Source organism: Olsenella phocaeensis, from assembly GCF_900120385.1.
GTDB classification, from domain to species: Bacteria; Actinomycetota; Coriobacteriia; order Coriobacteriales; family Atopobiaceae; genus Olsenella_I; species Olsenella_I phocaeensis.
In genome coordinates, this window is sequence record NZ_LT635494.1 from 462,440 (window position 1) to 480,315 (window position 17,876).

Below are 17,876 nucleotides of genomic sequence, written 5' to 3' on the forward strand. Positions count from 1 at the left end.
CCCCCCCCCCCCTCTCTCTTACACACATCTATATGTGTAAAAGAGACAGTTGCGGATCCACCCGCCGATGCAGGCGGGAACGTCCATCGCCTGCCTGCGAAGCCTCCTGCCCTCGTCGGTCAGGGTGATGATGATGGCGCGCTCGTCCGCCTTGGAGCGGGCGCGGTTGACGTAGCCGTGGCCCTCGAGCCGGCGCAGCAGCGGGGTGAGGGTGGCTGAGTCGAGGTAGAGCCTATGTCCCAGCTCGGTCACGGTGACGCCGTCCCGCTCCCAGAGGGCCATCATCGTCACGTACTGCGTGTAGGTGAGGCCCAGGGGGTCCAGGAAGGGCTTGTACCTGCGCGTGAGCTCCTTCGACGCCGCATAGAGCGGGAAGCACAGCTGGTTCTCGAGCGCCAGGGGGTCGAGCTCCCCACCCTCTGCGGCGTCCTGGGTGGCAGTGACCTTGGTATCGTCCATGTCAATCCTCTCTTCCCGCACGACTTAATCGTGCGCAATTTATCAAGGGAAGTATACCCAAGCGAGAGGGGCGTGCGCCAGAGAGGTCGCCAGGGCCATGCTTGCGGCAAGGCTCTAGTCCCACGCGCCACACAAGGAAGGGCCCGGACGGGATGTCGTCCACCNGCCTCAGCGCCGAGGAGGCGCGCGCGACGCTCGACCGTGCGCTCGGGGCCGACCCGACGAGCTTCATGGCCGTGCTGGACGCGAGGGGCTGACGCATGATAAAGGTCGCAAAGTTCGGCGGCTCCAGTGTCGCGGACGCGGAGCAGTTCCGCAAGGTCAAGTCGATCGTGGGGTCGGACCCAGAGCGCCGCTTCGTCGTGGTCTCCGCCTCGGGCAGGCGCTTCCCCCAGGACAACAAGGTCACCGACCTCCTGCTGCTGGTCAACGCGCACATCGAGTATCACGTCGACTGCACGGCGCTCCTCTCGGACATCCAGGCACGCTACCAGGACATCGCCGACGAGCTGGGGCTCAGCTACCCCGTCGCAGAGCGCTTCGGCGAGTTCGCGGCGCAGGTCAAGGGCTTCTCGCCCGAGTACGTGGTGTCGCGCGGCGAGTGGTTCACGGGCCAGCTCATGGCCGAGTACCTGGACCTTCCCTTCGTGGACGCGGCGGAGGTCATCGTCTTCCACCATGACGGCAGCGTGGACATGGAGCGCACGGCGATGCGCCTGCGCGACCGCGCGACGCGTCTGGGGAGCTTCCTGCTCCCGGGCTTCTACGGCGCCACGGTGGATGGCAGCATCAAGCTCTTCCAGCGCGGGGGCGGCGACATCACGGGTGCCATCCTGGCGCGCTGCCTGGACGCCGGCGTGTACGAGAACTGGACCGACGTCTCGGGCTTCCTCGCCGCCGACCCGCGCGTGGTGGACCACCCTCGCTCCATCCACCGCATCACCTACGACGAGATGCGCGAGCTCAGCTACATGGGGGCCTCGGTCCTGCAGGAGGAGGCCATCTTCCCCGTGCGCGAGACCAACATCCCCATCCAGATCAAGAACACCAACGACCCCGACGCTAAGGGCACCATCATCCGCGAGACGGCCGAGGAGCACGTGAAGGAGCACCTCATCACGGGCATCGCCGGCAAGCGCGACTTCATGGCCATCCATGTCCAGCGCGCCCACATCTCGAACGACGTGGGCTACCTCAGGCGTGCGCTCTCGGTCTTCGAGAAGTACGGCGTGAGCGTGGAGCACGTGCCCACGGGAGTCGACTCCTTCGGCGTCGTGGTCAACGGCGCCGACGTGAAGGACAGCATCTATTCCATCGTCAACGAGCTCCAACACGAGCTCGAGCCCGACAGCATCAACGTGGTGGACAGCCTGGCGCTCATCAGCGTCGTGGGCCGCAACATGAGCCGCCGCGCAGGCACCTCGGGCCGCATCTTCGGCTGCCTGGGTGAGGCGGGCATCAACATCCGCATGATCACCCAGAGCTCGCAGGAGATATCGATCATCATGGGCGTCAACAACGCCGACTTCGAACGTGCCATCCAGTGCATCTACGACCGCTTCGTCGACGGCGAGATGGTCGAGATGCCGCAGCTTGCCCAGTAGGGGGTTAGGACATGCCTGACAAGAGAGTTGCCATCCTCGGCGCGACCGGCGTCGTGGGGACCCAGATGCTCCAGTGCCTCGAGGAGAGGGACTTCCCGGTGGGGGAGCTCGTCCCCCTTGCGAGCGCTCGCTCCGCGGGCAGCAGCGTGCGCTTCCGCGGCGAGGAGGTGGTGGTGCGCGAGGCCACGCCCGAGGCCTTCGAGGGCGTGGACGTCGTGTTGGGCGCGGCGGGAGACGAACTCGCTCGCAAGCTCCTTCCCGAAGCCGTGAGGCGGGGCGCCACCTGCGTGGACAACAGCCACGCCTTCCGCCTGAACGAGGACGTGCCCCTGGTCATCCCCGAGATAAACGCCGACGACGTGAGCTGGCACCACGGCATCATCGCCAACCCCAACTGCGCCACCATCATCGGCCTGGTGCCCCTCTGGCCCCTGCACCAGGAGGCCGGCATCAGGAGGCTCGTCGTGAGCACCTACCAGGCGGCGTCGGGGGCGGGCATGCCGGGCCTGCGCGAGCTCGAGCGCGAGATGGGTGTCGTCGCCCAGGGCGGCGAGATGGGGCCCACCGACCCCTTCGCCTACCAGCTCGCCGCCAACCTGATTCCCCAGATCGGCGGCTTCAAGGAGGAGGGCTACACCTCCGAGGAGCTGAAGATGCAGAACGAGGGGCGCAAGATCATGCACCTTCCCGAGCTGCGCGTGAGCTGCACCTGCGTGCGCGTGCCCGTGATGCGCTCGCACTCCGAGTCGATTACGGTCGAGTTCGAGAGGCCCCTCTCGCCCGAGCGCGCCCGGGAGCTTCTCGAGGCAGCTCCCGGGGTGCTCGTGGTGGACGAGCCCTCCGAGCTGCGCTATCCCATGCCGCTCCAGAGCTCCGACCAGGACCTGGTCTGGGTCGGGCGCATCAGGCGNGGGATGCTGCCGGGCCTGGGCGTAGCTGCCGGGCTGGATGCTGCCGGGCCTGGGCGCTGCCGGGCTGGATGCTGCCGGCCTTGGGCGTAGCTACCGGTCCTGGATACTGTCGGCCTTGGGCGTAGCTGCCGGTCCCTGGCTGCCTACCAACCGCAGCGGGCGGGCACGAGCACGTCGAGGGCCCGGGGCTCCACCTCGACCTCGAAGCGCCTGCCCTCGAATCTCTCGCCGTCGACCTGGCAGGGAATGCCCTCTCCTTCGAACTCGACCTGGAGCCTCCTCGTGCGCTCGGCCCTGATGACGCGCGAGCGCACGTGCCTTCCGGAGCGGGCGAGGCCGAAGAGGGCCAGCAGGTGGGGGATGGAGGGCACCCTCACGTTGTAGCAGACGTCCAGCATTCCGTCGTTGGGCAGCGCGTCGGGGCAGACGCGGAAGCCGCCGCCGTAGGTGGGGCCGTTCTGGACCGCGAGTATGAGGGCGCGCAGCTCCTGGGGGTCGCCGTCGTCGAGGTGGAGGCAGCAGGGGTAGCCCTTGTGCCCGGACGAGAAGACCTTCACGCCCGAGGTGGCGAAGAGCATCGACCCCTCCTGGCTCGTGTTGGCGGCGCGGCGGTCGGTCGTGTCCAGGGCGATGGCGGCGTCCAGGCCAAAGGAGAGGGTCTCGACGAAGTGGGTGTCCTGGCCGAGCTCATTGGTTACGTGGCCCAAGTCGATGCTGACCCTGCGGCCGCCGAGAAGCTCGGCCAGGGAGAGCTCGGGGTCGTTGTAGGTGGCCGAGATGGTGCGGGCGAAGTCGTTGCCCGAGCCCATGGGGATGACGGCGAGGGCGGGGCGGGCGTCGGCGGGCAGGGTCATGAGGCCGTTCGCTGCCTCGTGGATGACGCCGTCCCCGCCCAGGACGATGAGGGTGTCCATCTGGGCGGCGCCGGCTGCGAGGCGCTTGGCGTCTTCGGGGCCCTCGGTCATGACCAGCTCGAACGACTCGGTGGCAGAGGTGTACGACTCGAAGAAGCGCCGGGCGCGCTCCGCCGCCTCGGCCCCCTTTCCGCTGTGCGAGGCGGGATTTGCCACGACGNACGGGCATGGCAACTACACGAATATTTTGGCTAGCTGAGCGGTATGATTGGGGGCGTAGGTTCGACAGGGTGTCTCATATAGGAGGTATCACCATGCTAGTCAACGCTACCGCCATGCTCCAGAGTGCTCAGAGGGGTCACTACGGCCTGGGTGCGTTCAACACCAACAACCTCGAGTGGGCAACGTCGATCCTCGATGCTGCCGAAGAGCTCCAGTCTCCCGTCATCATCCAGTGCACGAGCGGCGCCGCTAAGTGGCAGACCAGCTTCAAGGTCGTCGCCGACATCGTGAGGGACCTTGTCGAGGCCAAGAACATCACCGTGCCTGTGGCACTGCACCTCGATCATGGTAGCTACGAGGATGTCTTCAAGTGCATCGATGCGGGCTTCACCTCGGTCATGTACGATGGCTCGCACGAGCCCGACTTCCAGACCAACCTCCAGCGCACCGCCGAGGTCGTCAAGGCCGCCCATAACAAGGGCATCTCCGTTGAGGCCGAGGTCGGCGGCATTGGCGGTACCGAGGATGGCGTGACCTCACAGGGCGAGCTCGCCGATCCCGAGGAGTGCAAGCAGATCGCAGACCTGGGCGTCGACTTCCTGGCGTGCGGCATCGGCAACATCCATGGCATCTATCCTGCCAACTGGGCGGGCCTCTCCTTCGAGCGCCTTGCCGAGATCAAGGCCCTCACGGGCGACCTGCCGCTCGTCCTTCATGGCGGCACCGGCATCCCCGTCGACCAAATCCAGAAGGCCATCTCCGAGGGCGTCTCCAAGATTAACGTCAACACCGATCTCCAGCTGGTCTTTGCTGCGGCCACCCGCACGTACATCGAGAGCGGTGCAGACAAGGAGGGTAAGGGCTACGATCCCCGTAAGCTCCTCAAGCCTGGTCGCGACGCCATCAAGACCCGCACCATCGAGCTCATGAAGGAGTTCGGCTCCGACGGCAAGGGCTGGGCGTAGGCATCGGCTCCTGCCCGGCGCGCCCGCGCAACCGGGCAGGGAAGGCGCACGAACGCAAGGNAGCACCTCTCCTGGACCTTCGACGAGGTCGACGAGAAGCTTCACGGCATCATGGACTCCATCTACGCCGCCGCCTACGACGCCGCCAAGGAGTACGGCCACGAGGGTGACCTCGTCTTCGGCGCCAACATCGCCGGCTTCCTCAAGGTAGCCGACGCCATGATGGCCCAGGGCGTCTGCTAGCACGTCCGACGTGGCGGCGCTGCCGCCATCGTCTTGCAAGGCAGGGGGGGTCGGACTTGGTCCGACTCCCCCCTGCTTGTGCGGGAGACACGCGATCGCGGTCGGGAGCGATAAGGCGACGCCCGCGGCGCCTAGTCTCTGCCCGTGCGGGAGACATGCGAAGCATCCGTCTGGCAGCCTGCCCCGGCCCCGCGGGTGTGTCCCTCTCGCCTGCGGGCGTCCCTAGCCCTTGTTGTCGTCCAGCTCGCGGAAGCGCTCGGCCAGCATGGGGCTATTCTTGGTGAGGCGCTTGATGGTGAGCTTGCTCGCCTTCTCGTCCGCCAGGCGCAGGTTGTTCTGGGAGCCCAGCAGGTTCTCCTTCACCTTCTGCAGGTGGGTGATGGTCTTGTCGATCTCTTCCACCGCCGTGTTGAACTTCTTGTTGGCAAGTTCCACGTTGCGGCCGAACTTGTCCTGGAAGTCGTCCAGGGCGTCCTCGAAGTTCGTGATGTCGATCTGCTCGCTCCGCATCTGGGCAATCTGCAGGCGCAAGTCCTGGGACTTCTGGGCGGCGTTGCGCAGGAGGGCGATGATCAGCAGGAAGAACTGAGGCCTCACCACGTACATCTTGGGATATCGATACGACATGTCCACGATGCCCTGGTTGTAGTAGTCGCTGTCGAGCTCGAGCATCGACACCAGCACCGCGTACTCGCAGCCCTTCTTCTGGCGGTCGCGGTCAAGCTTGGCCAGGTGGGACTCGTTTGTCTTCTTGTTGGTGGAGCCCAGCTCCTCGTTCTTCATCTCGAACATGATGGAGAGAAGCTCGTTGCCTTCGTCGTCCGTCTCGCGATACACGAAGTCGCCCTTGGTGCCCTCGACGGCCTCGTTGTCTTTCTCGAAGTAGATGTTCTTGAACGAGGAGGGGTCCTGGGAGCGCCAGCGGTTGAACTCCTGCTGGCAGTGCTGCTCGAGGCTCTCTCCCGTCATCTTCACCGTGAGCCGCAGGCGATAGTCCTTGAGGCGCTCTATCTCGTCGTCCTTGATGCGCACGATCTCTTCCTGGGACTTCTGCGCCTCGTTGAGCTTCTCGCGGTAGCGTGCCTCGAGCTCGTTGCGCTGGCTGTCGCGCTGGGCGAGCTGCCCCTCGAGCGCCACGCACTGGGTGCGGAGCTCGGAGGTGGCGCGCTGCACGGCGAGCTCCTCCGCCTGGCGCGCCGACTGGGCCTGGGACTCCAGGCTGTCCTTGGCGCGGGAGAGCTCGAGCTCGAGGCGGGAGCGCTCGGCCTGGAGCTCGGACTTCGCCTGGGCGTCGGCCAGCTGACGCTCGCGCGCCGCTTGGGCCTGCTGCGCCTGGAGCTCGGCCTTGAGTCGCGCGACCTCGGCCTGGAGCTCGGCCTGCTGGGCCTGGAGCTCGGAGCGGGTCCTCTCCTGCGCGAGCTTCGTGGCGTCCTCGCTCTTGGAGAGCCGGGCCGCAAGCTCGTCGCGCTCACGCTCCACCTTGACGCGTTCCTGCTCGACCGAGAGCCGCGCCTCGCGCACCGCCGAGGCGCGCGCGTCGTCAGAGGTGGCGAGGCGCTCCCTGAGCTGGGCGAGCTCCTGGTTGAGCTCCGACTGCAGGCGCTGCAGCTCGAGCTGGGACTTGGCGCGCTCCTCCGCCAGCTCGGAGGCCTTCTGCCCCTCCATGAGCTGGTGGCGCTCGTGCAGCTCGCGCTCGAACTCGCTGGTGCGCACCTGGCTCACGATGTCCTGGTAGTCCGAGCTCTCCAGCTCGAAGCTCTGGTGGCAGTGTGGGCAGACGATGGTTGCCATGGACGCTCCTTGGTACGAGGAAAGACGGGTCGTGTGATGGACACAGCTTAGCTCAGGGGTGGGACATGATTGGGAGCCGCTCCGGTGGCGGTCGGGCGCACCGTGGCCGCCTGCGTGCCGGGCGCTTCGTCGTGCATCCCATTCATGCCGTCGTACATGCCTTTCTCACCCAGCACGCAATTGCGCACAGAATCTGAGCGCGAGCACGCTCTTGCGCACAGCTTTTTCAGCGCGCACGCTCTTGCGCACTTCCGCTGGCATCGAGCACGCTTGAACGCACGGCTTTTTCAGCGTGCACGCTCTTGCGCACATTGGCCGCGACGTTTGCCCAGGTAACGTGGGGCGGTGATGTGCGTTTGAGCGTGCTCGATGGTTTGATTGTGCGTTGGCGCGTGGAGGATGAGAAAAGCGTGCGCAAACGCGTGGAAGGTGAGAGGCACGTGCGTTCGCGCGTGAGCGGTGATGTCAAATGTGCATTCGCGCGTGCGCGGTGCCGCCATGGCTGCGCAATATGTGCGTTCATGCGTGGCAGGCGAGAAGATCGTGCGTTCGCGTGTGCGTGGTGTCGCCAGTCTTGCGCCACATGTGCGTTCGCGCGTGCGCGACGCCCCCGCTGACGTCCGTGATGCCCCTCTCGCCTGGAACTGTGACAAGCAGATAAACGCTCTCGCAATTTGCGCAGATTTGAATATCTGGCACCTAGAATGCGTTCAAGCCTTTAACGGTGGCGCGAGACGCCGCCAAGGACGCAAGCGACACCTCGCCAGGAGGGGCATCCGCAGGCCGCGGGTGCCCCTTTTGCGAGCGGTCGCAGGGGAGAGGAGCTCCGATGAACCTTCTTGCGGGTGCGGACCAGCTGCCCAGGGCACTCCTGGCGCTCGAGGACGGCAGCTGCTACGCCGGCCGCTGCTGCGGCGCCGAGGGCGAGGCCTTCGGCGAGCTGGTGTTCAACACCTCGATGACCGGCTACCAAGAGATCGTGACCGACCCCAGCTATGCGGGCCAGATCGTGACGCTGACCTATCCGCAGGTGGGGAACTACGGCGTTACCGCCAGCGACGGCCAGGCAGTGGCGCCGGTGCTCAGGGCCCTGGTGGTTCGCGACATGTGCTTCGAGCCGAGCAACTGGCAGNCCGCGCTGCTCGACCGCCTGCAGGTGGCCTATCCGCCCTCGTCCACGGCGAGCACGGCCGAGGAGGCCCGCGAGGTGGCCCGTCGCGTGGGCTACCCGCTCCTCGTGCGTCCCAGCTACGTGCTGGGAGGGCGTGGGATGGCCATCGTGTACGGCGAGGAGGACCTGGGTCGCTACATGGAGCGCGCCACCCGCGTCTCTCCCGACCACCCCGTCTACCTGGACGCTTTCCTCGAGGACGCTATCGAGCTGGACGTGGACGCGCTCTGCGACGGGCGGGAGTGCCACGTGGGCTCCGTGCTCGAGCACATCGAGGAGTGCGGCATCCACTCCGGGGACTCCGCCTGCTGCTGCCCACCGTTCTCGCTCTCGGCCCAGATGGTGCGGCAGGTGCGCGAGGTGACGCACCGGCTGGCGCTGGCGGTGGGCGTGGTNGCTCGCCCTGGCCCACGGCTACACAGGTCGCCGAGGCGTTGGGCGCACGCCTGCGCGACATGTCCGCGGCGGGCGAGCCCCCCGACGTGATTACCCTCGCGGGCAACGGGGAGCCCACGGCCAACCCAGAGTTTCCCGAGGTCGTGGATGCGGTCCTCTCGCTTAGGGACGAGCTCTGCCCCAAGGCGCGGGTGGCGGTGCTCTCCAACGCCACCATGGCCCACGTGCCGGCCGTGCGCGACGCGCTCCTGCGCGTGGACGACAACATCCTCAAGCTGGACACGGTGGACGGGGACTTCATCCGGAGGGTGGACCGGCCCGTCGGCGGCTACGACGTGGGCCGCGTGGTGGACGCGCTGGCGGCCTTCGGCGGCAGGGTGATGGTCCAGAGCATGTTCCTGGGCGGGGAGCTCGACGGCAGGAGCGTGGACAATACGGGCGAGGCCTACGTCGGACCTTGGCTTGAGGCGCTCGCACGGATTCGCCCCGAGGCGGTGATGGTCTNGCGATGGTCGCCGCGCGCCCGCCGGCGCCCGGGAGGTTGGTGGCCAGGCCGCAGATGCCCAGGCGCGCACGCCTCCACATGCGCCGGTCGTAGTCGTAGAGGTCGCTCCAGAGGCGGTCGAGCTCCGCCATGGCGTCGGCATGGTCCGAGAGCTTCGAGAAGACGGAGCAGATCATCATCATGATGACGAAGTAGTTGACCATGTAGCTGCGCAGGGCGTACGACTCGATGTCCTGGTAGAGGTGGTAGGACCTCATCATGATGCGAGTGATCTTGACCTGCTGGTCGATCCTGCCCGCCATGACCTTCTCGTTCACCGACTGGTCCTCCCGCCCTATGAAGTAGCGGTAGAGGTCCACGTTCAGGTAGTAGAGGGTGCGGCAGCGCGGCAGGGGGACGTAGGCGTAGATGTTGTCCACGTAGAAGGTGTGCGCCGGCATGGGCACCCCTCCGTCGCGCAGCACGTCGGTGCGGTAGCAGAGGGCGTGCATGAGGAGGTTCTGGGCCATCTTGAAGTGGCGGATGTCGTTCCAGCCAAAGGCCCTGCCCACGGGGAGCACCGAGCGGTAGTTGACCACGTGGCTGCTGCCGTCCTCCACGTGCTCGTACACGTAGTTGCTGATGATGAGGTCCACGCGCTCGCCGGTCTCGTCCAGCTCGCGGACCTTGCCCAGGAGGGTGGCGCAGGCCTCGGCGTCCAGCCAGTCGTCGGAGTCCACGACCTTGAAGTAGGTCCCCTCGGCGTTTCCCAGGCCCTTGAGGACGGCCATGCCATGGCCGCCGTTCTCCTGGTGCACGGCCTTCACGATGCTGGGGTGGCGCTCCTGCCAGGACTCTGCCTTGGCCAGCGTGTCGTCCTTCGTGGACCCGTCGTCCACGATGACGACCTGGACGTCCTCGGCGTAGTTGGTCCCCACGAGGATGGACTCTATGCACTTGTCCATGTATTCGGCGGAGTTGTAGCAGGGGATGGCGAAGGTGATGACCTTCTTCATGGGTTGGCCCTCCGGATTCGTTGCGACAGGCGGCTGTCGTGCCATTTCTCAAGACATTATGGCATGAGCCGCCCGTTCCATGCGCTCGCTGGTCTAGGATGGGGCTCGCCCGCACGGTCGCGGGCGGCGTTAGGAGGGGAGAGAAGCCATGGCAACCTACCTGAACCCAGGCCCCGTCTTCGGGCCCGTCCGCAGCCGAAGGCTGGGGGTCTCGCTGGGTGTCAACCTCGCGCCGGCGGACGGCAAGCGCTGCAGCTTCGACTGCGTCTACTGCGAGAACGGCACCAACGACGAGCGGCCCANGGACGCGCTGGCGCAGGCCGGCAGCGACGTGCCGGCCGGCAGCGACGTGTCGGCTGGCAGCGACGTGTCGTCTACCAGTGCACGACCACCTTGTCCCCCACGCGGACCAGGTCCCAGAGGGCCTTCGCGTCCTGGTAGGGGAGGTTCACGCAGCCGTGGCTGCCGGCGTAGCTGTAGATCGACCCGCCGAAGCTGTAGCGCCAGGTCGCGTCGTGGAGGCCCACCGAGTTGCCGATGAAGGGCATCCAGTACGACACGTTGCTCCTGTAGTCGGGCTCGCCGTCGTGGTCCTCGTCGGCTCCCACCAGCACCGTGTCGCGGGCCATGTTCGAGTTGATGGCGTAGGTGCCCGTTGGCGTGGTGCGACCCTCCGAGGTGTTGCCCGACACGATGTACGACCTCCATATGACCCTTCCGTTCGCGTCGTAGAAGCGCGCGTACTGGGTGGAGAGGTTGATGTCGATGTGCCGTCCGCGCTCGCGCGCGCCCTCGCTCTCGGCCGGGCGCGAGCCCACGACCTGCAGGGGGATCTCTATGGGGTCGGAGCGCTGGGCCAGGAGGGCGTTGTAGATGGACTCGGCGAGGCTCGCGTCGTCCACCGCGTAGTCGTTGACCTCGTCGGAGTAGTCCACGCTGGCCGCGAGCACCGAGTTGATCCAGTTGCCTATGGCGTCGCCGTCCGCGCCGAGGGCGAGGTCGTCTCCCACGACGAGCCAGGACGCGCTGAGCGACTCGTCCACGCGCGCGACCTCCCTGCCGTCGCGCGTGAGCGGGATGGAGAGGGCGAGCGCGTCGTTGGCCTTCTTGGTCGCCGCCGCGAGCCGCTCGTCGTCATGTCTGACCGCTGGCTGGACGAGCTCCGCGTCGCCCAGGACGAGCTTGCGCTGGAGCGACTTTGCGGCCGTCGACGCGCTGGCGACGACGCGGTCGAGGTCGAGCATGGTGCCCGGCACCTCGTCCGTCACCCTGAACTCCCCCGCGTCGGCGTCGAAGGAGGAGCTGGCGCTGGTCGGCGCCGTGGCGGACTGGTTGTAGGCCTCGACCGCCGGTTGGAGGGCGTCGCGGAGACTCGCCTCGTCCAGGGTCACGCCGTCCTCCTGGAAGATCACGCGGCGGGAGAGGAGGTCAAGGGGCCAGGCGCGCGCGTCCGCCTTCCGGAACGCGTCGGCCGCGTAGTCGTCCGCACGGGCGGCGAGTCCCACGTCGGCGGACGCGACCTGGGCCGTGAAGCCGGAGGGCCCCTGGAGCTCGAGCCTCCAGTCGCGCACGGCGTCCGCAACCGAGGCCGAGAGCGCCTCCTTGGTCATGAGCGAGACGTCCTGCCCGTTCACCGTGGTGCCCGGCGTGAAGTGGGTCGAGAAGTACGCGCAGCCCCCGCCATAGACCGTGGCTAGGGCGAGGCCGCAGGCCACGAGCTTGGGGGCGAGGCGGTGCCTGGGCCCCTCGGGGACGCCGTCCTGGGCCGTCTTGGTGCTGGGGGTTTCTGCCTGCTTCGCCACGGTCCGCCTCGTCTTCGTTTTGGCTGCTTGAAGGGGTCGCTCCCAAGCGGGAGCAGCACGCCTCAAGAGTCTAGCGCAAGGGGCCTTTGACAGGGGGGCGGGGCGTCGACGTCGGATGGGGCGCCCCTCCGGGGAGTGGGCCTACTTGCCCGAGCCGGCGGCGGTGCCGCTCGTGCTGCCTGTTGCCGAGCCTGCGGAAGAGCCCGCGCTGGAGCTTCCCGTACCGGTGCCGGAGGAGGAGCCGTTCGTGCCGCTGCCTCCGGCGTCGCTGGAGCCAGCGCTCGAGGACGTGCTTCCGCCACTGGAGTTGGCAGAACTGCCCGAGGAGCCACTGCCGGAGGCGCCACCGCTTGAGGAGCCGGTGCCCGCCGAGCCCGAGTCCGAACTGCCGCTGGTGCCCGCCGTGCCGGATCCGGACGTGCCCGTGCCAGCCTCCGTGGAGGGATCCTTCGCGGACGTGCCACCTTCGGTCGAGGGAGCCGTGGTGGTCGATCCGGTCGCCTCGGACTTCGTCCCCTCCTGGCTCGACGCGTCCCCCTCGGTCGAGTTCGTGGCGTCACTCTCGCCNTAGTCGTCCGCACGGGCGGCGAGTCCCACGTCGGCGGACGCGACCTGGGCCGTGAAGCCGGAGGGCCCCTGGAGCTCGAGCCTCCAGTCGCGCACGGCGTCCGCAACCGAGGCCGAGAGCGCCTCCTTGGTCATGAGCGAGACGTCCTGCCCGTTCACCGTGGTGCCCGGCGTGAAGTGGGTCGAGAAGTACGCGCAGCCCCCGCCATAGACCGTGGCTAGGGCGAGGCCGCAGGCCACGAGCTTGGGGGCGAGGCGGTGCCTGGGCCCCTCGGGGACGCCGTCCTGGGCCGTCTTGGTGCTGGGGGTTTCTGCCTGCTTCGCCACGGTCCGCCTCGTCTTCGTTTTGGCTGCTTGAAGGGGTCGCTCCCAAGCGGGAGCAGCACGCCTCAAGAGTCTAGCGCANACCTCGAAGCGCCTGCCCTCGAATCTCTCGCCGTCGACCTGGCAGGGAATGCCCTCTCCTTCGAACTCGACCTGGAGCCTCCTCGTGCGCTCGGCCCTGATGACGCGCGAGCGCACGTGCCTTCCGGAGCGGGCGAGGCCGAAGAGGGCCAGCAGGTGGGGGATGGAGGGCACCCTCACGTTGTAGCAGACGTCCAGCATTCCGTCGTTGGGCAGCGCGTCGGGGCAGACGCGGAAGCCGCCGCCGTAGGTGGGGCCGTTCTGGACCGCGAGTATGAGGGCGCGCAGCTCCTGGGGGTCGCCGTCGTCGAGGTGGAGGCAGCAGGGGTAGCCCTTGTGCCCGGACGAGAAGACCTTCACGCCCGAGGTGGCGAAGAGCATCGACCCCTCCTGGCTCGTGTTGGCGGCGCGGCGGTCGGTCGTGTCCAGGGCGATGGCGGCGTCCAGGCCAAAGGAGAGGGTCTCGACGAAGTGGGTGTCCTGGCCGAGCTCATTGGTTACGTGGCCCAAGTCGATGCTGACCCTGCGGCCGCCGAGAAGCTCGGCCAGGGAGAGCTCGGGGTCGTTGTAGGTGGCCGAGATGGTGCGGGCGAAGTCGTTGCCCGAGCCCATGGGGATGACGGCGAGGGCGGGGCGGGCGTCGGCGGGCAGGGTCATGAGGCCGTTCGCTGCCTCGTGGATGACGCCGTCCCCGCCCAGGACGATGAGGGTGTCCATCTGGGCGGCGCCGGCTGCGAGGCGCTTGGCGTCTTCGGGGCCCTCGGTCATGACCAGCTCGAACGACTCGGTGGCAGAGGTGTACGACTCGAAGAAGCGCCGGGCGCGCTCCGCCGCCTCGGCCCCCTTTCCGCTGTGCGAGGCGGGATTTGCCACGACGAGCGTCCGACCGAGCCTGAGTATTGCCATGTTGGGGGCCTTTCGGGGACGGGTGCGGTCCGTGCCCCATCATTCTACGCACTTGGGTGGGGGAGCGCCCAGTCGAAGCGGGGGAGAGGCGCGTCGGCGCCCGGTCGCACGGCGCGTGCGCGGGGCGTGAGGCGCGTGGTGCGGCGACATGTGGCGCGTGGTGCAACGGTGCAGCGACGTGCCTGGGGTGCGGGTTGCGGCATGGCGGCGCGGAATGCGGCACGGCGGCCTGCCTTGGTGCACATTCTACGCGTGAAATGCGCACCTCTCCCACAAAACCCCAGCTCAGCGACGAGGGGTGTACATTTGAAATCTGAAATGCACGCTCACGCCGCAGATGGCGGGGGACTGGCCAGCGGTCACGACGAGCTGGTCGACGAACTCGGGATGCTGGTACGATTTTTTGGAAGTCGTTGCCCCGGGCGGGGCACTCTCGTATAATCCTAGGGCGGCTCCGGGGTGTGGCGCAGCTTGGTAGCGCATCTGCTTTGGGAGCAGAGGGTCGCTGGTTCGAATCCAGTCACCCCGACCACGCGCGGCGGTAGTTCAATTGGTAGAGCAGTAGCCTTCCAAGCTACTTGTTGCGGGTTCGAGTCCCGTCCGCCGCTCCATGCGCTCGCTTGCCAGGGTCCTTTGGGGCCCTGGCTTTTTTATCGCGCGGGGTTATGCGCCAATTGCCAGCATCGTGTGGCCACCTTTCCATGTTCTGCAATAGCACGAAAAGTTAACTAATAAGAGTGGAATAAAGTAAGAATAACTTTAGTTTGGAGGGACAATGCCAAAGATCATCTCCAGCACAACGCTGAGGAACAACTACGCGGAGCTCTCCGACTGGTGCCATAAGACCGGCGAACCCCTCTTCGTCACGAAGAACGGTGCTGGTGACCTTGCAGTCCTTGATATGGATGCATACGAGGGCCTAACCTCGCGGCTTGCACTGTACGAGAGCCTTGCCGCAGGGCGCGTCGCCGCGGACGAGGGCCATGCCAGACCTGCGGGTATGGCTGCCCAGGCACTTCGCCAGCGCATCGGGCCGCAGAACACCGAGGACTGACACTAGGCCGCTCGATTGTGCACTACGCCGTTCCATTGCACGCTCGGCCGTCCAGTCGCGCGTTCGACATCAGTTGCGGACTCTAAAAGGGGAGAAGTCCGCAAATGACTGTGCCCATGGTGTCTCTCGCCTGTAAACGACCTGTTAGTCTGGAGTCAGCTGCAGGCTCTAAAAGTCCCAAACTCCGCAACCGACTTAACGTGTTGCAGGATTCCGCCGCACGTGTCGCAGAACTTCTCCACCGGCGTCGCCCCGCGCGCCCAGAAGGCACGTCCCGCCCGCGAACTCGACGGCCCCGCCTGCGTGCAGATGCCCTGCAAGTACGGTTTCTTATGCATGTCGATTGAGTTACGCACCGTGAATGTCCTAGCCCGCCCCCAACCCGATGCCTATTCTTTAGCCGTCCGCATTGCGTCACAACCCTTGAGGGGAGAGACCATGTCCTATTCCGAGAAGGTCATCGCCGAGCTGAAGGAGCGCTACTCCGACCAGCCGGAGTTCATCCAGGCGGCCGAGGAGGTCCTCACGACCCTGCAGCCCGCCCTCGACGCGCATCCCGAGTTTGAGAAGGCTGCCCTGCTCGAGCGCCTCGTCGAGCCCGAGCGCATCGTCATCTTCCGCGTGCCCTGGGTGGACGATGCCGGCAAGGTCCAGGTCAACCGTGGCTACCGTGTGCAGTTCAACAGCGCCATCGGTCCCTACAAGGGCGGCCTGCGCCTGCATCCCTCCGTCAACCTGGGCATCCTCAAGTTCCTGGGCTTCGAGCAGATCTTCAAGAACTCCCTCACCACGCTTCCCATGGGCGGCGGCAAGGGCGGCTCCGACTTCGACCCCAAGGGCAAGTCCGATGCCGAGGTCATGCGCTTCTGCCAGTCCTTCATGACCGAGCTCGTGAAGCACATCGGCCCCGACACCGACGTCCCCGCGGGCGACATCGGCACCGGCGCGCGCGAGATCGGCTACCTCTTCGGCCAGTACAAGCGCCTCACCAACAGCTGGTCCTCCGTGCTCACCGGCAAGGGCCTCTCGTACGGCGGCTCGCTCGCCCGCACCGAGGCCACCGGCTACGGCGCGGTGTACTTCCTGCTCAACATGCTCAAGCAGCGCGGCGAGTCCATCGAGGGCAAGGTCGTCGCGGTCTCGGGCTCCGGCAACGTCGCGCAGTACGCCATCCAGAAGGCCGAGCAGCTGGGCGCCAAGGTCGTGACCGCCTCCGACTCCAACGGCTACGTCTATGACCCCGAGGGCATCGACTTCGATACCCTCGTCGACATCAAGCAGGGCCGCCGCGGTCGCATCAGCGAGTACGTCGCCGCCCGTCCCGGCGCGACCTACCACGAGGGCGAGCGTCCCTGGGGCGAGAACTGCGACATCGCCATGCCCTGCGCGACCCAGAACGAGCTCGAGCTCGCCGACGCCCAGAGGCTCGTTGCCAACGGCTGCGGCTACGTGGTGGAGGGCGCCAACATGCCCACCACCCTCGAGGCGACGCAGTATCTCAAGGAGAACGGCGTCTTCTTTGCCCCCGGCAAGGCTGCCAACGCCGGTGGCGTCGCGACCTCCGGCCTGGAGATGAGCCAGAACCACGAGCACCTCTCCTGGACCTTCGACGAGGTCGACGAGAAGCTTCACGGCATCATGGACTCCATCTACGCCGCCGCCTACGACGCCGCCAAGGAGTACGGCCACGAGGGTGACCTCGTCTTCGGCGCCAACATCGCCGGCTTCCTCAAGGTAGCCGACGCCATGATGGCCCAGGGCGTCTGCTAGCACGTCCGACGTGGCGGCGCTGCCGCCATCGTCTTGCAAGGCAGGGGGGGTCGGACTTGGTCCGACTCCCCCCTGCTTGTGCGGGAGACACGCGATCGCGGTCGGGAGCGATAAGGCGACGCCCGCGGCGCCTAGTCTCTGCCCGTGCGGGAGACATGCGAAGCATCCGTCTGGCAGCCTGCCCCGGCCCCGCGGGTGTGTCCCTCTCGCCTGCGGGCGTCCCTAGCCCTTGTTGTCGTCCAGCTCGCGGAAGCGCTCGGCCAGCATGGGGCTATTCTTGGTGAGGCGCTTGATGGTGAGCTTGCTCGCCTTCTCGTCCGCCAGGCGCAGGTTGTTCTGGGAGCCCAGCAGGTTCTCCTTCACCTTCTGCAGGTGGGTGATGGTCTTGTCGATCTCTTCCACCGCCGTGTTGAACTTCTTGTTGGCAAGTTCCACGTTGCGGCCGAACTTGTCCTGGAAGTCGTCCAGGGCGTCCTCGAAGTTCGTGATGTCGATCTGCTCGCTCCGCATCTGGGCAATCTGCAGGCGCAAGTCCTGGGACTTCTGGGCGGCGTTGCGCAGGAGGGCGATGATCAGCAGGAAGAACTGAGGCCTCACCACGTACATCTTGGGATATCGATACGACATGTCCACGATGCCCTGGTTGTAGTAGTCGCTGTCGAGCTCGAGCATCGACACCAGCACCGCGTACTCGCAGCCCTTCTTCTGGCGGTCGCGGTCAAGCTTGGCCAGGTGGGACTCGTTTGTCTTCTTGTTGGTGGAGCCCAGCTCCTCGTTCTTCATCTCGAACATGATGGAGAGAAGCTCGTTGCCTTCGTCGTCCGTCTCGCGATACACGAAGTCGCCCTTGGTGCCCTCGACGGCCTCGTTGTCTTTCTCGAAGTAGATGTTCTTGAACGAGGAGGGGTCCTGGGAGCGCCAGCGGTTGAACTCCTGCTGGCAGTGCTGCTCGAGGCTCTCTCCCGTCATCTTCACCGTGAGCCGCAGGCGATAGTCCTTGAGGCGCTCTATCTCGTCGTCCTTGATGCGCACGATCTCTTCCTGGGACTTCTGCGCCTCGTTGAGCTTCTCGCGGTAGCGTGCCTCGAGCTCGTTGCGCTGGCTGTCGCGCTGGGCGAGCTGCCCCTCGAGCGCCACGCACTGGGTGCGGAGCTCGGAGGTGGCGCGCTGCACGGCGAGCTCCTCCGCCTGGCGCGCCGACTGGGCCTGGGACTCCAGGCTGTCCTTGGCGCGGGAGAGCTCGAGCTCGAGGCGGG

The 17,876-nt window shown here is 66.6% G+C and carries 10 protein-coding genes, 2 tRNA genes and 5 pseudogenes; 10 read left to right on the forward strand and 7 right to left on the reverse strand.

The genetic code is table 11. The annotated features are described in order from the left end of the window. Nucleotides 1–18: 18 nt before the first annotated feature. Nucleotides 19–459 carry a MarR family winged helix-turn-helix transcriptional regulator gene (locus BQ7388_RS02120; protein ID WP_072499674.1) on the reverse strand — a complete coding sequence of 147 codons (441 nt, stop codon included), beginning with the start codon at nt 457–459 and terminating at the stop codon, nt 19–21. 260 nt (nt 460–719) lie between these two features. Here BQ7388_RS02120 and BQ7388_RS02125 point away from each other — a divergent pair, with 260 nt between their 5' ends. After that, nucleotides 720–2,063, forward strand: a complete 1,344-nt coding sequence (locus BQ7388_RS02125; RefSeq protein WP_072499675.1) for an aspartate kinase — start codon at nt 720–722, stop codon at nt 2,061–2,063. Between the two features lie 11 nt (nt 2,064–2,074). Continuing rightward, nucleotides 2,075–2,971: pseudogene (locus BQ7388_RS02130) on the forward strand (aspartate-semialdehyde dehydrogenase); the annotation flags it as partial. Between the two features lie 146 nt (nt 2,972–3,117). Here BQ7388_RS02130 and BQ7388_RS02135 read toward each other — a convergent pair. Next, on the reverse strand, nt 3,118–4,044 hold the full coding sequence (locus tag BQ7388_RS02135) for a diacylglycerol/lipid kinase family protein (RefSeq protein WP_234946768.1): 927 nt from the start codon (nt 4,042–4,044) through the stop codon (nt 3,118–3,120). A 98-nt stretch (nt 4,045–4,142) separates the two neighbouring features. Between BQ7388_RS02135 and fba the strand changes: the two genes are divergently transcribed. After that, entirely contained in the window at nt 4,143–5,015 is an 873-nt protein-coding gene (gene fba / locus BQ7388_RS02140) for a class II fructose-1,6-bisphosphate aldolase (protein WP_062530059.1), read from the forward strand. Nucleotides 5,016–5,078: 63 nt separating this feature from the next. Beyond that, nucleotides 5,079–5,258: pseudogene (locus BQ7388_RS02145) on the forward strand (NADP-specific glutamate dehydrogenase); the annotation flags it as partial. 222 nt (nt 5,259–5,480) lie between these two features. Here the strand turns inward: BQ7388_RS02145 and BQ7388_RS02150 are convergent. Next, the gene (locus BQ7388_RS02150; protein WP_072499677.1) at nt 5,481–7,049 is read right to left on the reverse strand and encodes a DUF2130 domain-containing protein; all 1,569 of its coding nucleotides are present in this window, start codon (nt 7,047–7,049) and stop codon (nt 5,481–5,483) included. 829 nt (nt 7,050–7,878) lie between these two features. On the opposite strand from BQ7388_RS02150, the pseudogene BQ7388_RS11785 reads away from it, so the two are divergent. Beyond that, nucleotides 7,879–8,172 (forward strand): annotated as a pseudogene (locus tag BQ7388_RS11785) (carbamoyl-phosphate synthase domain-containing protein); the annotation flags it as partial. A 12-nt stretch (nt 8,173–8,184) separates the two neighbouring features. Further along, nucleotides 8,185–8,613, forward strand: a pseudogene (locus tag BQ7388_RS11790) (ATP-binding protein); the annotation flags it as partial. A 510-nt stretch (nt 8,614–9,123) separates the two neighbouring features. On the opposite strand, the pseudogene BQ7388_RS02165 reads toward BQ7388_RS11790, so the two are convergent. The 3 genes and pseudogenes from BQ7388_RS02165 to BQ7388_RS12840 form a co-directional block, all read right to left on the reverse strand. Beyond that, nucleotides 9,124–10,116, reverse strand: a pseudogene (locus BQ7388_RS02165) (glycosyltransferase family 2 protein); the annotation flags it as partial. 374 nt (nt 10,117–10,490) lie between these two features. Then, the gene (locus BQ7388_RS02175) at nt 10,491–11,918 is read right to left on the reverse strand and encodes a L,D-transpeptidase (RefSeq protein WP_072499678.1); all 1,428 of its coding nucleotides are present in this window, start codon (nt 11,916–11,918) and stop codon (nt 10,491–10,493) included. Nucleotides 11,919–12,059: 141 nt separating this feature from the next. Next, nucleotides 12,060–13,796 (reverse strand): diacylglycerol/lipid kinase family protein, encoded by a 1,737-nt coding sequence (locus BQ7388_RS12840; RefSeq protein ID WP_234946769.1) that lies wholly within the window; start codon nt 13,794–13,796, stop codon nt 12,060–12,062. Nucleotides 13,797–14,251: 455 nt separating this feature from the next. Here BQ7388_RS12840 and BQ7388_RS02185 point away from each other — a divergent pair. From BQ7388_RS02185 to gdhA, 4 genes are all read left to right on the forward strand, one after another. Next, a tRNA-Pro gene (locus BQ7388_RS02185) sits at nt 14,252–14,328 on the forward strand. A gap of 3 nt (nt 14,329–14,331) precedes the next feature. After that, nucleotides 14,332–14,407 (forward strand) — tRNA-Gly (locus BQ7388_RS02190). Between the two features lie 164 nt (nt 14,408–14,571). Beyond that, on the forward strand, nt 14,572–14,850 hold the full coding sequence (locus BQ7388_RS02195) for a type II toxin-antitoxin system Phd/YefM family antitoxin (RefSeq protein ID WP_072499679.1): 279 nt from the start codon (nt 14,572–14,574) through the stop codon (nt 14,848–14,850). Between the two features lie 438 nt (nt 14,851–15,288). After that, complete coding sequence (gene gdhA / locus BQ7388_RS02200; protein ID WP_072499680.1) at nt 15,289–16,620, forward strand: NADP-specific glutamate dehydrogenase; 1,332 nt, start codon at nt 15,289–15,291, stop codon at nt 16,618–16,620. 222 nt (nt 16,621–16,842) lie between these two features. Here gdhA and BQ7388_RS02205 read toward each other — a convergent pair. Beyond that, on the reverse strand, nt 16,843–17,876 hold a 1,034-nt coding region (locus BQ7388_RS02205; RefSeq protein WP_072499681.1), incomplete at its 5' end, for a DUF2130 domain-containing protein.